The 16,074-nt window shown below is 61.5% G+C and carries 13 protein-coding genes; 4 read left to right on the plus strand and 9 right to left on the minus strand.

Going from position 1 to position 16,074, the window contains the following annotated elements; all coding sequences use genetic code 11:
- Positions 1-48 precede the first annotated feature (48 nt).
- The 3 genes from CFE428DRAFT_RS23285 to CFE428DRAFT_RS23295 are packed head-to-tail and all read left to right on the plus strand — an operon-like array spanning position 49 to position 4,192.
- Positions 49-693 (plus strand): carboxypeptidase regulatory-like domain-containing protein, encoded by a 645-nt coding sequence (locus CFE428DRAFT_RS23285; RefSeq protein WP_006982115.1) that lies wholly within the window; start codon positions 49-51, stop codon positions 691-693.
- Positions 690-2,948, plus strand: a complete 2,259-nt coding sequence (locus tag CFE428DRAFT_RS34320) for an ATP-binding protein (RefSeq protein ID WP_049975730.1) — start codon at positions 690-692, stop codon at positions 2,946-2,948. Before CFE428DRAFT_RS23285 ends, CFE428DRAFT_RS34320 begins: the two co-directional genes overlap by 4 nt.
- Complete coding sequence (locus tag CFE428DRAFT_RS23295) at positions 2,945-4,192, plus strand: hypothetical protein (protein ID WP_006982117.1); 1,248 nt, start codon at positions 2,945-2,947, stop codon at positions 4,190-4,192. The genes CFE428DRAFT_RS34320 and CFE428DRAFT_RS23295 overlap by 4 nt, the downstream gene beginning before the upstream one ends.
- Before the next feature lies 1 nt (position 4,193).
- On the opposite strand, the gene CFE428DRAFT_RS23300 is transcribed toward CFE428DRAFT_RS23295, so the two are convergent.
- The 4 genes from CFE428DRAFT_RS23300 to CFE428DRAFT_RS23315 all read right to left on the minus strand — a co-directional run bounded on the left by CFE428DRAFT_RS23300 (position 4,194) and on the right by CFE428DRAFT_RS23315 (position 9,203).
- A complete protein-coding gene (locus tag CFE428DRAFT_RS23300; protein ID WP_006982118.1) occupies positions 4,194-6,026 on the minus strand; it encodes a hypothetical protein in 1,833 nt (610 codons plus the stop codon).
- 45 nt (positions 6,027-6,071) lie between these two features.
- A complete protein-coding gene (locus CFE428DRAFT_RS23305; RefSeq protein ID WP_006982119.1) occupies positions 6,072-7,304 on the minus strand; it encodes a serine hydrolase domain-containing protein in 1,233 nt (410 codons plus the stop codon).
- A 145-nt stretch (positions 7,305-7,449) separates the two neighbouring features.
- The gene (locus CFE428DRAFT_RS23310) at positions 7,450-8,097 is read right to left on the minus strand and encodes a response regulator transcription factor (protein ID WP_006982120.1); all 648 of its coding nucleotides are present in this window, start codon (positions 8,095-8,097) and stop codon (positions 7,450-7,452) included.
- Entirely contained in the window at positions 8,094-9,203 is a 1,110-nt protein-coding gene (locus CFE428DRAFT_RS23315) for a sensor histidine kinase (protein ID WP_131989963.1), read from the minus strand. The genes CFE428DRAFT_RS23310 and CFE428DRAFT_RS23315 overlap by 4 nt, the downstream gene beginning before the upstream one ends.
- A 109-nt stretch (positions 9,204-9,312) precedes the next feature.
- Between CFE428DRAFT_RS23315 and CFE428DRAFT_RS23320 the strand changes: the two genes are divergently transcribed.
- On the plus strand, positions 9,313-10,893 hold the full coding sequence (locus CFE428DRAFT_RS23320; protein ID WP_006982122.1) for a serine hydrolase domain-containing protein: 1,581 nt from the start codon (positions 9,313-9,315) through the stop codon (positions 10,891-10,893).
- 224 nt (positions 10,894-11,117) lie between these two features.
- On the opposite strand, the gene CFE428DRAFT_RS23325 is transcribed toward CFE428DRAFT_RS23320, so the two are convergent.
- The 5 genes from CFE428DRAFT_RS23325 to CFE428DRAFT_RS23340 all read right to left on the minus strand — a co-directional run bounded on the left by CFE428DRAFT_RS23325 (position 11,118) and on the right by CFE428DRAFT_RS23340 (position 16,055).
- On the minus strand, positions 11,118-11,900 hold the full coding sequence (locus CFE428DRAFT_RS23325) for a CE1 family esterase (RefSeq protein WP_202797487.1): 783 nt from the start codon (positions 11,898-11,900) through the stop codon (positions 11,118-11,120).
- Between the two features lie 66 nt (positions 11,901-11,966).
- Positions 11,967-12,284 (minus strand): hypothetical protein, encoded by a 318-nt coding sequence (locus CFE428DRAFT_RS39140; protein WP_006982124.1) that lies wholly within the window; start codon positions 12,282-12,284, stop codon positions 11,967-11,969.
- Positions 12,275-13,285 (minus strand): Gfo/Idh/MocA family protein, encoded by a 1,011-nt coding sequence (locus tag CFE428DRAFT_RS23330; RefSeq protein ID WP_006982125.1) that lies wholly within the window; start codon positions 13,283-13,285, stop codon positions 12,275-12,277. The genes CFE428DRAFT_RS39140 and CFE428DRAFT_RS23330 overlap by 10 nt, the downstream gene beginning before the upstream one ends.
- Positions 13,282-14,973 carry a CocE/NonD family hydrolase gene (locus CFE428DRAFT_RS23335; protein ID WP_006982126.1) on the minus strand — a complete coding sequence of 564 codons (1,692 nt, stop codon included), beginning with the start codon at positions 14,971-14,973 and terminating at the stop codon, positions 13,282-13,284. The genes CFE428DRAFT_RS23330 and CFE428DRAFT_RS23335 overlap by 4 nt, the downstream gene beginning before the upstream one ends.
- The gene (locus CFE428DRAFT_RS23340; protein ID WP_202797488.1) at positions 14,970-16,055 is read right to left on the minus strand and encodes a dienelactone hydrolase family protein; all 1,086 of its coding nucleotides are present in this window, start codon (positions 16,053-16,055) and stop codon (positions 14,970-14,972) included. Before CFE428DRAFT_RS23340 ends, CFE428DRAFT_RS23335 begins: the two co-directional genes overlap by 4 nt.
- Positions 16,056-16,074: the final 19 nt, after the last annotated feature.

A 16,074-nucleotide genomic window follows, 5' to 3' on the forward strand; every position in this document is an offset into this window, starting at 1 on the left:
CCCTATCTACGACGGCACACCCATTGCTGGATTTTCATCCACCTTTTCATGCGCCTACCCCTTTTTTTGCCCATCGTCTGCGTATTATTGCTGATACGCACGACCTGTCTGGCCGATACGGTCATCGAGGGACACGTCACGCTGCCGAAATCGCACGCCGCTCCGGTGATGAACAAGCGTTATGAGATCGTGACGAAAAACGGCGTCGTGGCTACCGACCCACCCCGCGCGGTTGTCTATCTGGAAGGGAAATTTTCCAAGCCGGCCAACCTGCCCGTGCAGCAAATGGCGCAGAAGAACCTCGCCTTCGTCACGCCGCTGCTCGCCGTGCAGGCCGGCACGAAGGTCGAGTTCCCGAATCTCGACGACACCTTTCACAACATCTTTTCCTACTCCCCGGCCAAGCGCTTCGACCTCGGTCGCTACCGGTCGGATGAGCGACCGATCCCCTCACAAGTCTTCGATGTGGCCGGGCTCGTCACGCTGCATTGCGACATCCACGAGCACATGCGCGGGCTCATCCTCGTCCTCGACACCCCGCACTTCACCACCAGCGATACCGAAGGGCACTATCGCCTGACCGGGCTACCCGCCGGTCACTACACGCTCAAGGCCTGGGTGGATAGCAAGACGACCAAGGAACAGCCGGTGGACCTGAAAAGCGGAGGGACGCTGCACCTCGACTTCCCGTGAGCGCGCTGCCGCCTCTTCGCACTCATCACTTTCGGACGAAGCTTCTCGTCGCGATGATGATCATCGTCGTGTCGATCACCGGCGTGGCCTTGATCATCGCGCAGCGCAACGTCGCGGAGAATTTCGAGCGGAACACGCGAGCCGATTTCCAAAGCCAGATTGCCGCCGAACACGCCGCGCGCGATGTGCGTCTCGCCGTGCTCACCGAGCGCTGCCGGCAACTCGTCGAGTCTCGCATCCGTGCCGCCTTCGAGGATGACGCTCCGGATCTGGTCTACCGCACCGCCCAGACGGAATTGCCCGACGCCCTCGCCACCCGCGAAGGCGGCGCCGAAACACCCGGCGCGGTGCTCAACGCCAAATTCTATCGCTTCCTCGATGAGAAAGGCGCCGTGATTCCACCGCCCGCCGAAGATTTCGGCGCGCTCGAGAGAGGCGACAAGTTCGACGAAAGGGATCTCGCGCTGCGCGGTTTACCCGAGGATCACCAGGTCGGTTTCGTCGTCGTGCACAAGGCCGATGGCGGCGAAGCCGTCGACGAAGTCATCGTCACACCGATCTTTTCGCGCAATGCGAACGCCGTCGTCGCCGCGCTGGTCATCGGCTTCAAGCCGATCGCGCTCGGCGGCGATACTCCGGCGCACGGCCGGATCACCGCCGGCCTGTGGCTCAATGGCCGCCTGCACATGCCGGCGCTCTCGCCGGCTGCGGTGGATAAAATCGCCTCCCGGCTGGATGGCCTCCCCCCGCATCTGCTGGCTTCCGGTTTCACCAGTCTTTCCGAAGACATCGATGGCGTTCCGCATCTGCTTTTCCTCAAGCAGACCAATCCCGGCTCGCACTATCCTCCGGCCTACGAAGTCTCGCTGTATTCGCAGGCCGACGCCCTGGCCCGCCAGCGAGAGTTGCGTTGGGAAATCGTGGGTATCGGCTTTCTCGTGCTGCTGGCCGGTCTTGGCCTGAGCCACATTCTTTCCTCCCGTCTCTCGGCGCCGGTCGAAACGCTCGAAGTCGTCTCCGCGGAAAACGTCGTGCAGCGCGAGCGGGCGGAGGCAGCCCTGGAGGTGACCAATGAGGAATTGCACGCGCGCAATGCCGAGTTGCAGAAAGCGCTCGCCGATCTCGAAGCCGCGCAGCAACACGTCATCCAGCAGGAACGTCTCCGCGCGCTGGGGCAAATGGCCAGCGGCATCGCCCACGATTTCAACAACGCGCTCGTCCCCATCCTCGGCTTTTGCGAATTGCTGCAACTGAGCCCCAACGCGCTGCAGGATCGCAAGAAATGCCTCAGTTATCTCGAGACCATCCAGACCGCAGCCAAGGATGCCGCCAGCGTGGTGAGTCGCTTGCGCGAATTCTATCGTGCCAATACCGGCGAGGAGGAATTCGGCCCCGTGCAATTGTCGCGCCTGGTCAATCAAGCCATCAAGCTCACACAACCGAGGTGGAAGGATCAGGCCCAGGCCAATGGCGTCACGATCAGCATCGTCCCGCAATTGAGTGATGTGCCACCGGTGCGCGGCGAGGAATCGGCGCTCCGCGAAGTGCTCACCAATCTCATCTTCAACGCCGTCGACGCCATGCCAGCCGGGGGCACCATCACCATTCGCACCCGCCGCGAGAGTGACTGCGGCGTGTTGGAAGTGGCCGACTCCGGCACGGGTATGACGGAGGAAGTGCGCCAGCGCTGCCTCGAACCCTTCTTCACCACCAAGGGCGAACGCGGCACCGGTCTTGGCCTCTCCATGGTCTTCGGCATCGTGCAACGCCACGGCGGGCAGATCGATTTGCGCAGCGAACTCGGTCGCGGCACCACCTTTCTCATTTCCCTGCCCTTTTTCCGCGAAGAAAAGTTCGCCGTGGTCGCGGCCAAAACCGCGCCCACCAAATCACTCCGCATTCTCGTGGTGGATGACGAAGCGCCCGTGCGCACGCTCCTCGCCGCCGCGCTCCGGGAGGATGGCCACGAGGTGGAACTCGCCGAGCAGGGCGTCGATGGACTGCGCCGTTTCCTCGCGGGCAAGTTCGATCTGGTGATCACGGACAAAGCCATGCCGGGCATGAGCGGCGATCAAATGGCCACCGCGATCAAGCAGGTGTCGCCACACATGCCGATTGTTCTCCTCACCGGCTTCGGTCAATTTCTCGACAAGGAAAAGATCCCTTCGATCGATGTGCTCGTGGCCAAGCCCATCGGCGTTGTGGCCCTGCGCGAAGCCATTTCCCAGGCTTTGAGCCCGGCTCCGGTCGCATGAAGATCGCCCGCACGTTTCTCTACCTGCTACTCGCGGCGACTGTCGAAGCGCGCGCCCAGTCGATCATTGAGCAACTGGACAACGCGCTCACCTTCTCCGCTTTCGATGGAAGCTGCCGGGTGCGGCTGAGCGGCCTGGTCGACCTCGAGGCCTATCACCTCGAGCAGCCTGCGCCCGCGCTCATCGACACCGACCGCCATGCCCTTTTCAATCCGCGCCTCTCGCTCTTTCTCGATGCCCAATTCGGCTCGCACGTCTACGCCTTTGCCCAATCGCGCGTCGACCGCGGCTTCGATCCCAGCGATTCGGGTGGGCGCATGCGACTCGATGAATACGCGGTGCGCGTCACGCCTTGGGACGATGGCCGTTTCAATGTTCAGGCCGGCAAATTCTCAACGGTGGTCGGCAACTGGGCGCCGCGTCACGACTCGTGGGAAAACCCATTCATCAACGCTCCCCTCCCCTACGAAAATCCCACGGGCGTGTGGGATAGCATGGTGCCCGAAGAAACGTACGACCTGCTCCAATGGAGCCACGTGAACGCGACCGACAAGCCACAGGACGTCTACGCGGATAAATACCTGCGCAATCCCATCATCTGGGGACCGAGCTATGCAACCGGGATGTCGGTCTTCGGTGCCTTGGGAAAATTCGACTACGCCGCCGAAATCAAAAACAGCGCGCTCTCCTCGCGGCCGGAGGCCTGGAATATTACGGATGTCGGCTTTTCGCATCCCACCTACAGCGGACGACTCGGCTGGCGACCCGATGAGATGTGGAAGTTTGGCATCTCCGCGAGCGTCGGTCCGTATCTCATGCCGAGCGCGGCTTCGACGGTGCCGCCGGGTCACGGCTTCGGCGACTACCGGGAAATTCTTCTCGGGCAGGATATCCGTTTCGCCTGGCATCACTTCCAGTTGTGGGCCGAGTTCTTCGAAGTGCGCTTCGACATCCCGGGCATCGCCCATGCGGATACCTTCTCCTACTACATCGAAGGACGATACCAAATCACCCCGCAATTCTTCGCCGCGCTCCGCTGGAACCAGCAACTCTTCGGCAGCATTCGCAATGACGATAACGAACTCCAACGCTGGGGTCGCGACGCCGCGCGCATCGACATCGCCCTCGGCTATCGCTTCACCGAGTACACGCAACTGAAGTTGCAATACAGCCTGCTGCGTGAAGACCCGGCGCAGAACCGCTACAACAACCTCTTCGCCGTGCAATTCACCCTGCGGTTCTAGTTCATTTCCGAATCACGACCAACGATTGGCATGGACAGCCAACGTGGTATTCGGGGTGTCCAGTCGCCAGCGAGATCGTGACAGTGCGATTGTCGCCGGCGGTGGGTAACGCTGAGACAGGGATGACCGCCGACTGCTGTCCAGCAGGAATCATAATCCTTCCCGGGAGCGCCTGGAAATCGGTGCCCTCCGCCGCGTCACTCGTGATCGCATACTCCACGTGCAATGGCTCCGCGGTGCTGCCGGTGCGCGTCACCCGCCATTCGCCCGCCTGACCCGATGCGACCACTGCGCGGGAGACTGTCGCCGAGACATAGACCAGCGGCGTGGTGCCGCCGGTAGGGTCGGTGTTGTTGAAATAGTGCTCGATGTTGGCGTAGCCGCCCGAGAGCTTCGCGCTGTCGGTCGCGTCGTTGAGGTTCAGGCCAAATTGCTTCTCCCAATAATCAGGAATGCCATCGTGGTCGCTGTCGACTGGCGCGGGGAGTGCACGATAATCCGGCCAGCGCTGGTCGGCGGGAAGGTCGGTTGCCTTTTGAAGGATGCGGCCGGAACCGTCACGCACTCCATGAATAATGCGCAGGTCGGTGGCATCGCGCGCGGGCAAGGTCGCGCCTGACTCGGCGAGCACCGTCTCGTAGGCTTCCGTCGCGCTCTGCACCTTGGCCGGGAGCTCGGCAAAGGGAGCGTCCACCACCATGGCCGAGCGCTGTTCCGGCGTGAGGTTGCGCAGCTTCGAGCCCCAATCCACAGCGCGACGATTATCCTCGGTGGATGCGTCCGAGCCGTGAATGACATTGCCGCTCGGGTAGACGCGCGCTTCGGGATCGCCTTGAAAGCCAAATGCGTTCGCGCGGATGGCCGCCGGTGTGTCAGAGCCGGGCTGGTAGTAATTGCCCAGCCAATTGACGTGCACGCGCTCGCTGCCGGTGTGCGTGGCGAATTCGGACCAATTGGCGACGACGTTGTTGAAAAGCGTGAGCACCGCCGGCACATCCGCGCCGCCGGTCATCCGCGGATTGCGCAGGCGGTTGTTTGCGTAAAGCATGTGATGCATCGTGGCGCGCCCATCGGGCACCTCGCTCCCCCACAGCGAACCCTCGGAGTGATTGGGCGGTGTCTGCCTGGCATTCGTGTAGTCGAGCCCCTCGGCAGCGATGCTGTAGGATACGGTTGAGCGGTCCGTATGCGTCACCGTGAGGTTTTCGTCGGTGGCCCAGGACGCCGAGCAATGATCGATGACGATATTGGTCAAGCTGTCAAAGGCATGGATGAACTTGCCGCGCGCTTCCTTCTTCGCCTTACGCTTCTCGAAAGCCTCCGTGGTCTGCCCTGAAGCGGCCAACGCCACGCCCTTCGTCGTCGGCTTCACTTCGATGGCATCGCCCGTGTCTTGGTCGCGAACGAAACCACGCCGCGAACGCAGATAACGCACCATGACATTGCTCGCCGAGATTTCCAATGCACCGCCCTTGAGGCAGATACCTTCGCCCGGCGCGGTCTGGCCCGCGATGGTGATATTCGGCTGCGTGATCTCGAGCTTGCCGCCCTTCACTTTATCGCCCTTTGCGTGGGTGAGATCGATGATGCCGGACACGTCGAAGACGACGATGCGGTTCGGCTGGCTGACGGCGTCGGCCAGACTGCCCGGGCCATCGGCGTTGAGATTCGTCACCCGATAAACAGCACCGCCGCGGCCACCGGTGGTGAATTGTCCCGCCCCCTCGACGCCGGGAAATGCCGGAACGGATTCGCCGAATAATGGAGCAGAGAGCACCGGCAGCAGCGTGCAGGCGATGGAAACAGCGAGCGTGGAATGGGGAGAACAGCGCATCGTCCGTCTAACAGCGCGAACGCCGCCAATTCGGACAACACACGCTCATTCCTTCACCGAAAGCGACACGAGCTCGAGCACGCGCCAGAGCGAGTTCGAGGGGTTGCCCTCGAAGAACGGCGTGTTCGCCAGCGGCTTCCAGTTGTCGCGGTCGTGGCTCTGCTCGGGCTGCGGCAGGCCGGTCAGCGCGGGGTCATACTGGTTGTCTTTGCCGCCGAGCTTGTAGATCACGAGATCGAGCGACGGCACGACGAAGAGACAGAAGCCACCCGCGCCGGATTTGAAGAAGGCATCCTTCGGCGCGCCGAGCACGTGGCCGTCCGAATTTTGCTCAAACTGCAGGCTGAACGGGGTGTGCGGATTGTAAGGCAGCATCTTCTGGCACAGCGCGATGTAATCCGCCGGCACGAGTTGCTGCTCCTTCCACTTGCCCTGGTGCAGCAGGCAATAACCGAAGCGCATCACATCCGTCGAGTGCAGCGCGGTGCTGCCAGCGCCATTGGCGTGCGGCATGAGAAAATCGCCACGGTGCAGGCAATAGCCCCACGGTCCCCAGCCCATCGGCTTGGCGAGGCGTTCGTTGATATAGTCCGGCAATTCCATGCCGGTGACGTGGCGAAGCACGATCGACGCGATGTGCGGCGACGGCGACGAGTATGAGTAGCCCGCACCCGGGTCCGTCCACAGCGGCACGTGCAGCGAAGAGCCGTCGATGTCGTGAATGTCCTGACCCTTCACCGGCTTGAGTTGCTGCACCTTGCCCATCACCATCCCGATCGGTGTCTGCCCTTCGCCCCAATAGCCCGCGCTCATGCTCAGAAGCTGGCCGAGAGTGATGTTCGCCTTGCGCGGATCATCGAGCGGGAAGGCCTCGGGCAGATATTTTTCAGTAAAAACCTTGGTATCGAGGCCCTGCGGAATCTTGTCGTGAAACTCGTGGAGCATGACGCCGCAGGCGATACTGGTGAAGGCCTTGCCCGTGGACGCCATATCCGGATTGGCGTTGCGGCTCGCGCGGCCAAAATACTTTTCGTAAACGAGATAACCGTGCCGCACGACCAGCAGGCCTCCATTGCCAGTGCTGCGTTCGGTGACCGTATAAGCGGCATCGAGCACCGACAAATCCATGCCAGCCTTCTCACGAATCTCCTGCGCCGTCTTCAGCGTCCGCCATCCACCATCGCTATCCGGCGGCGGAAAATAATCCGCGGCCAGCGCAGACACGCCGCAAGCCACCGAAACGAGAGAAGCGAGAACAGGGGAAAACGGAAATTTCATCGCCGCAGTCTGTCGATCAACGCACGAAGGGCAATAGCGATTTCGGCAGAGCGCGCGTCCTACATCAAACACGCCGCGGAGCGGCCACTTCCACGGCCGAGCGGCGGACTCTCAACTCTCAACTCTCAACTATCCACTTTCCCCGCTACTCCCGATCCTGCACCCAGCGAATCGCGAAGTGCAGTAACTCCGAGGCGTTGTTGAAATCCATCTTCTCCTTGATGCGTGCGCGATAGGTATCGATCGTCGCGATACCCAATTCGAGCTTCGTCGCAATCTCACGCGTCGTCCGCCCACGCCCGATCAATTCCAGCACTTCGAGCTCCCGATCCGTAAGCCGGTCCACCGAACGCGGTGCGCTCTTCACGCCGGTCGAAATGCTCCGCAAAAACTCCGACGCCATCTTGTCCGAAACATAGACATCGCCGCTCAGCACTCGCCGCACGGCCGTGAGCACTTCCGCCGGTTGCTGATGTTTCGTGATGTAGCCATTGGCTCCGGCGCGCAGGACACGCTCCGCGTAAAGCGATTCCTCGTGCATCGAAAGCACCAGGACCGGCAGCGTCTCCGAGTGCAGCCGGATGCTTTTGATCAGGTCCAGGCCGCTGGAGTTCTTCAGCGTGATGTCCACGATCACCAGATCCGGCGCTTCCAGGCGGATGGTTTCCATGGCTTGCTTCGCGTCCTCCGCTTCACCACAGACCTCCATGTCGGGTTCGTGATTGAAGATCTGCGCCAGGCGCTCGCGCACCAACGGGTGATCGTCGACGATCATGACACGCTTCTTGATCATAGCTCGTAACTGTCGCTGCGAAGTTCGCCAGGGTTCATCTTATGAATAGTACACGTTACTACTGTTCCGGTCGGACTGTTCGGTTCAATGTTCAAATCTCCGCCTTTCACATGCGCCCGGTAGCGCATGGTGTTGAGCCCCATCCCCCGCTTCTCGACTTTGGCCGGATCAAAGCCGATGCCATCGTCGCTGATCCGGAGAGCAAGTTCGTGGTCGGTCGATTCGAGGGCAATGATGACCGAGCGCGCGTGGCCGTGTTTGACCGCATTGCTCACCGCCTCCTGCGCGATGCGATAGAGATGAATCGCCTGGGCGTTATCGGGGATCGATACCGATTTCGGATAGATGACGAAGCACGAGACGCCCATCAGCTTCGTCGTCCGTGAGGCCAGGGCCTCGAGCGCCGAGGCCAGGCCATCGACATCCGAATCGACCGGCGAAAGGCCGCGCGCCAGATCGCGCGTGCGCACCACGGCATCCTGCAGCAGGTCGGCGATCTCCCCCGCTGTGGCCGCCTTGGCGGAAGCCTCGCGCTCGAGATCCTGCTTCAAAAGTCCGGCGGTATAAGCGATGGCCACGAGGTATTGGCAGACGCCATCGTGCAAGTCGCGACCGATGCGGACCTGCTCGCGCTCGCTCACGCTGATGATCTCGCGTTCCATCGCGCGGAGCCGCTCGGAAAGCGCGAGCTGTGCGCGACTGAAATCGCGCTGCTTTTTCAAAGCGATACCCGCAACCACCACGAGGAAAAAGAAGAAGAGGCGCACGATGGCCTGCCAGATGCGCAGCCACTCCTGGGAATATCCGTGACCGGCGGCGCGATCCACGGCGTACCACACCATCGCACTGAGCCCGGCGATGAGCACTGCTCCCTTGCGCCCTCCCCACACCACGGCGAGCAGAATCGGGATTGCATAAAACGGAAAGAACTCCACCTCGTAACCGGTGAGAAAATCGAGCACACCGATGATCCCCATCAGCACGATGGCCTCGAAATACAGCCAACCGGGAGATTGCTTCCGGAAGAACTCCGTGACGCCCTGCCAAAATCGCGAACTGCTATCTTCTCGATCGGGAATGGCGGACGGCGGGGCAGTCTTGGTCACGTCTGGGAACTTGAAGGTATTCACTGGACCTGGTCAACGGTGGAAGCGATCGAGCCCGAGTCCACTTCCCGGACTTGCTCCTCGTGGCGGTTCTGGCGAGGCTCGGGGCATGCTTCCCACTCGCAGAACTTTCCTCAAGCAACTCGGCTTCGGCGCGGGCGCCATCGTGCTCGGAGCCGCCTTGGATCAGCGTGCTTTCGCCGCCACGCGCGAACTCCCGCGCAGCACGCCCGAGGCGGAAGGCGTGGCCACCGCGGGCATCGAGGCTTTCCTCGACGCCCTCGCGCAGAGCAAGCACGAGTTCCATAGCTTCATGATGGCGCGGCATGGGAAGATCATCGCGGAAGGTTGGTGGAAACCTTACGCAGCGGAATTGCCGCACACGATGTATTCGATGAGCAAGAGCTTCACCTCGACCGCGGTGGGCCTGGCCGTGGCTGAAGGCAAATTGACCGTCGAGGACAAGGTCACGTCGTTCTTCCCCGATGATCTGCCGAAGGAGATCAGCGAAAATCTCGCAGCCCTCCAGGTGAAGCATCTCCTCACGATGTCCGTCGGCAGCGAACACGAACCGACGCACGACATGGTCGAGCAGGAGAATTGGGTGCGCGCCTTTCTCGCCGCGCCGATCTCGCACGCCCCGGGCAGCGTCTTTCTCTACAACAGCGCCGCCACTTACATGTGCTCGGCGATCGTTCAGACAGTGACCGGACAGAAGGTCATCGACTACCTTACGCCGAAGCTTTTCACTCCGCTCGGCATCGAAGGCATGACCTGGGAAACCTGCCCGCGCGGGATCAATACCGGCGGCTGGGGCTTGAGCATCCAGACCGAGGGCCTGGCGAAGTTTGGGCAACTCTATCTGCAGAAGGGCAAGTGGGGCGGAAAAGAAATCATTCCGGCGGCGTGGGTGGAGGAAGCGACGACGAAGCACATTCAGCAACCCGATCCGGCCAAGCCTTCACGCCCCCATGAGGACAACGACTGGCTGCAGGGTTACTGCTATCAATTCTGGCGCTGCCGGCACAACGCCTTCCGCGGCGACGGCGCCTTCGGGCAATTCACGATCGTAATGCCCGAACTGGATGCGGTCATCGCCATCACTGGTGAAAGCAGCGACCTGCAAGGTGAACTGGACCTGGTGTGGCAGCACCTGCTCCCCGCGATGAAAGACGCCGCTCTGCCGGCCGATAAAGCGGCCGACGCGCGTTTGAAGGAAAGGCTCTCCGGGTTGGCGTTGCAGCCGCCATCGGGTCAATTCGCTTCGCCGATCGCCGCGAATGTTTCCAACAAGACCTTCCGCCTCGCCAACAACCCTCTCGGTTTGCAAAGCGTCGAGTTTGATTTCGAGAAGGGCAACGTGCGCAGCACCTTCACCGGCGCGCAGGATGTCTATGCCATCTCGAGCGGCCTGGGCGCTTGGGAACATGGCGAGACCGCATTGCCGGGCACGCCGCCGCGCATTATTTCCGGAGGCGCTCCGCCGGTCGGCACCCGCGCCAAGGTCGCCGCTGCCGGAGTTTGGAAAGACGAACACACCTTTGAGATGACCTGGCGCTATTACGAGACCCCGCACCACGATACGGTGACGTGCCATTTCGATGGCGACAAAGTGTCCGTTGCCTTCCAAGCCAGCACCAGTCACGGCAAGGACAAGCGTCCCGTGCTGCAAGGACAGGTCGTGAGTTAGCCTCGGCGTCGTTACCGCTTGCGTTTTGGAGTGCGGCGCTGCTGCGCCACTTTTGGAAATCGCGGAGCGATGCGGGCATGGCGTTACGCGAGGAGGACGAGCTCTTGAGGGACAGGGCGGAATGCCTACGGTAATTTGCACTTATCAAAAAGCGGCGCAGCAGCGCCGCACTCCAAAACGCAAGCGTCCATCGCTCACGCTTTCCGAGAACGGGAGCGCGTAAATTAATGTGGACCCTGTTCTTTAAAGAATTTGACGATCACCGCCGGCGCTTCCTCCGGCAACTCGTGAAAACCGGGATGAATGTAGGCGACCACCGGATCGCCGATCTTCGACGGATACAATGTGCAATGCTCGGCCCACGGACGACCGTCGCCGCACTGGTTGATCTTTCGCACCGCATCGATCGTAGTTTCCTGCCAGGCAAAGCGAACCAGCGGATCTTTTTCTCCCGCAAGGTGCAGAACCGGCTTCGGCTTTAACTGTCCGAAGAGATTCAACGCCGCCGCACAGCACGGCGCCACCGCCGCGATTTGGTCACCGCGATTCGCCCACAATAGGTAGGTGAACCCACCGCCATTCGAGTGCCCGGTGACAAAGATGCGTTTGTTATCGACGTGATATTCCTGCCGCAGGCTCATCAGCATCGCGTCGAAGAACTTTAAATCACGATCGCCGTAATCACCGGCCGCAAATTGCCAGCCTGCCCGCCGGCCCGCCGGGTCCGTCAACTTGCCGGCGGTCGGCAATCCCTGCGGGTAGACCACCAGCGCCTCCGGCCACAGCGTGTGATAACTGAATTTGCGCTCCGCATAAGCCATCGTCCCACCGTGCCCGTGAAAGGCGAAGATCACCGGCGTCGCGGTCGATTTTGCATTCGGCGGCACATACACGAGCGCCTCGCGGGTCACGCCATCCACCTTCCATTCGCGTCGGGTCAGTGCATCAGCTGCGGAGCAACGAAGGCTGGTGAAGAGAGCAAGAACGATCGGCAGGAGGTAGCGCATGGAGTCCATCTGCCCCATGAGACACAAAAGCACCGCCGTCGGTTACAGGAACGTCGCGCTCGATTCCTAAACGACCGGTTCGATCATCCAGCCTGCGCGATATCCCTGCGTGAGCAGCCGATGTGCTTCAGGGCTATTGAGAATGCGCACCGCGGGGGCATCCCAGAGGAGCGTCACACCGGGAACTCGGGTGGCGACATTGCCAAGCTGCACGGTCTCCGTCAGCGGCCCGGCATAGTCGAAGTTATCCGTCGTCTGGGTACCATTGAGCGCGGCGTCGACCCAATCGTGGTAGTGGCTGGAACCAGGCACTTCCTTGATCTCGTAGGAGGAAAACTTCTCCACCGGATAAAGCTGCGGCATGGCGTAATGCTTCAGGACCATGGCGCCGGTTTCGCCGATGAATAAAGACCCGCCGGACGGCAACTCGGTGCCCTCCGGCATCTGCGCGAGCGCGCGGTCCGGCTGACGTCCGCCGTCATACCAGTAAGCGGCAACCGCTCTTCCACCGTCCACTTGGTGGCGGGAAAGACATAGCTGATCGTCTCCGCGGCAGGCCATGTCTGCGGATTCGCACCCACGTTTTCGGCGCGAATGCTAATCGGCGCGGTGAGTTCCAGAGCGGTAAAAACCGGATCGAGAATATGGCAGCCGAAGTCGCCCATCGTGCCGGCGCCGAAATCCTGCCAGTCGCGCCACTTGAAAGGATGATAGACATCCGGCGCGTACTCACGGTACGGCGCGACGCCGAGCCACCAATCCCAATTCAAGGACGCCGGGATCGGGCCAGGTGCGGGCGGCGCGGTGAGCTTGGTATAACCATTCCCGGGATTCTTCTGCCACGAGTGCACGGCCTTGATCTTCCCAATCGCACCATCGCGCAGGACCTTCACCGCGGTCCGGTACTCCTTCGCGGAATGGATCTGGTTGCCCATCTGCGTGATCACTTTCGACTTCCCCGCCTGCAGCTTCATCTGCCGCGCCTCCCACACGGTATGCGAGAGCGGTTTCTGGCAGTAGAGATGTTTGCCGCGCCGCATCGCATCGAGCGAGATGTAGGCGTGCATATGATCGGGCGTGGAGACCGTCACGGCGTCGAACTTGTCACCGAGCTTCGCAAACATATCGCGGAAGTCCTGGAAATGCGGGACCCCGGGAAACTTCGCGTCCGCCTTTTCGAAATGGGTCGTGTCCACATCACAGAAGCCGACAAACTTCGCCTTGGGATGCGAACCGGTTTCCGTGATATCCGACAACCCTTTGCCGGAGCAGCCGACGGCGGCGATCTGCAGATTGGAATTGAGATTGGCCGCGCGAACGAGGGCTGGAAAGCCAAGGATCGCAGTGCCCGAGGTCTTGAGGAAAGTGCGGCGCGTCGTATTCATGGGAGTTCGAAGTGAGCTTGGGTGGGAGTAATTTCGGGAACGATGATGTGGGACGGATGCGTCTTGTCGTGCCAGATGGTGTTGATCGCCGGCACGGCGTTTTTCATCCAATCCATGGTCTGCCGGCCACCGGTCTGATTGTTCGGCTCGTAAAGCGGAGCGCCAGTGCTGGCGATGGTCACACGGATGCGATGACCTTTGTTCAAGATGATGCTCGTCCACCCGATGTGCCAGTCAAGTTTGGCCGGTTTGCCGGGCGTGAGGAGCACTTCCTTGTCGAAGCCGTTGCGGTAGCGCGCGCGCAGCGGGTAATCCATGAGCAGCATGCTGCGACCATCGGGATAGACGTCGCTCACCCGCAGGATGAAGTCGGTGTCCTTCGCCGTGGAGCTGGCGTAGATCTCGGCCTTCACCTCACCGGTCCACTCGATTGGCTGGACGAGCGGGTCTGTCGTCCACGTGCGCACTTCGCTTTGCTGCTCGAAGGAGCGCGCATCCTTCGCCCCGGGAAAGGACGCCCCGGGAATGTTCATCGGCTGCCGCGGATCGCTCGCGTAACTCGTCGCGCTCGCCGCTTCCGAAGGCGAGGTGTGTTTCAGTTCTCCATCCGCCCGGAGGTAAAGCGGCGTGCCGCCCACGTGCGGCGGAAATTCCTGGGCTTCACGCCAGAAGTTTCCCGGAGCTTCCGGTTCGCCAGCCGCGCCCATCACGTAATAACGCACCGTCGGCACTTTCTCGGCGCCATTGTCCTCCCCCTTGAGATAGTGGTTGAACCACTTCGTCATGTCGCCGTAGACGTCAAACATCGCATTCTCCGGAAAGACGAGTTCGCCGATCTTGTTCGATTTCGGATAGCCGCCGTGCAGCCACGGCCCGAGCACGAGATGCTGCTGGCCGCGCGATTGGGGTCCGCCGTGGTCCTGCCGGCCATTGAAGCTGGCGATCGAGCCCTGGATCATGAAGTCGTACCAACTGCCGATGGTGAAACACGGCAGATTCATTTTGTCGAAGTGCAACGTGCAGTCTTCGTCTCGCCAATAGTTATCGTAATCGGGATGTTGGTCCCACTCGCGCAGCAGCGCTTCACTGTCCGCCGGATCATGCGCGACCAGGCCCATATTGGCGAAACGCAGGGGACGCGTCACGCCGCCCATGCGATAACCTTCCTGAAAAAGGCTCAAGCCGGTGTCGGTCATGTATTGCGCCACGAGGTGCGGCGGCTGGGAGGGGGCGAGATAATTCTGCGCGTAGCCGGCTTGCGAACCACCGTAAGTGCCGATCTTGCCCGTGCACCACGGCTGGGTGGCAAGCCATTCACAGACATCGTAGCCATCACGCAACGGACCCCACTCGAGCCCCCGATAACCGCGCCACTGGCCTTCGCTCTCATGCGTGCCGCGGTAGTTCACGACCACGATGACAAAGCCGCCGCTCCCGGCCCATTTTGCCGAGGCTTTGCGCGAACCGGCGCTGGTGATATCCGCATAGCGTTGCTCGAAGATGGCGGGCCATTTTTTCCCCCCGCCCGACGGGATATAAGCGTAGGCCGAAAGCCGCTTCCCGTCGCGCATGGGAATCATCAGATGCTCTTCGCGGACGTTGCCGAGATCGACCTTGGGTAAATCCGCGGCGAGAGCGCTCAAGGTCAGCGCCGCTGTGGTGAGAAGGGAGATACGGAGACAATTCATGGGGTTTTGGGTGAGGGTTTGAGGAAGTGCTCGAAGAAGCGGTAGATCTGCTCGTTCGACTCGGGGGTGGGGTCGTGCTTCGGCCGCGTGGAAAGGCCGACCCGGTGCTCGAAGCCGAGCAGGCGATTCACGGCGATGGCGTGATTGAGCGCCGGCCATTGCGCGAGCGTGTCTTCCGCGCCGCCGGAAACGAGGAAGGGCCGCGGCGCCATGAGCGCGTGCAATTCGGTGAGGTCCATCCCCTGCTCGATCATGATCTTGTAGGCGCCGGTCCGCGGATGAGCATCATCCGGCAAGCCCACGGGCCGCAGCGGACCGGGCTGCAGGCCGAGATACCATGGATCCCAGTAATTCACGTTGGACCGTTTTTCATTGAAGACGATTCCTGGATCGGACCACGCCGCGCAGGCGAAGATCTCGCTCAGGCAAGAGGCAAACATCGACCACTTCCCGCCGTACGAATGGCCGACCACGCCAATGCGCGTCGCATCCACCTCGGGCAGATTGGCGAGGGCTTGCGCGCAATTCGTCGCGATGTAGGCGAGATACGAGAGCGGCTGGCATTGCGCGTCGCCGATGTCCGGCTTGCGTGCATCACCGCCGGGCGAACCGATGGCCATCGTCACGAAGCCTCGCCTGGCGAGTTGATAGGCGAAGTCGCGCAACTCCTTTTGCAAGCCGACGCTCGTCTCCGGATCGTAATAGGGAACGAAGACCGCCGGGAATTTCGGCTGACCCGCAGGGATCAGCAGATACCCCGCCGACATGCGCCCCGGCGCAATCTCCACCTCGATGCGGCACTGCGTGAAGTTCTCCCGCGGCGCCTTTTCGAGAATCGTCAGTTTGGGCGTTTTCAACAGCGGCGGCCACGGCCCCATGACATCAAACCAATGCTGACGGATCTCCGCTCGTCGCCGCGCCCAATCGGCCGGCGTCTTCACTTCGCTGCCATCGGCAAATTTCAGCGGCGAACGAAAATTCCCGTATTGTTCGACAGCATCCGCCGGCGGTTGAAAAAGTGGCGCCAAATCAGCGGGCAACGGATTCGCCGGTTCCGCGCCCAAGACGGCGGACGCGAGCAAACCAAGGAGACAAGCGGTG

This window comes from Chthoniobacter flavus Ellin428 (genome assembly GCF_000173075.1).
Lineage (GTDB): Bacteria > Verrucomicrobiota > Verrucomicrobiia > Chthoniobacterales > Chthoniobacteraceae > Chthoniobacter > Chthoniobacter flavus.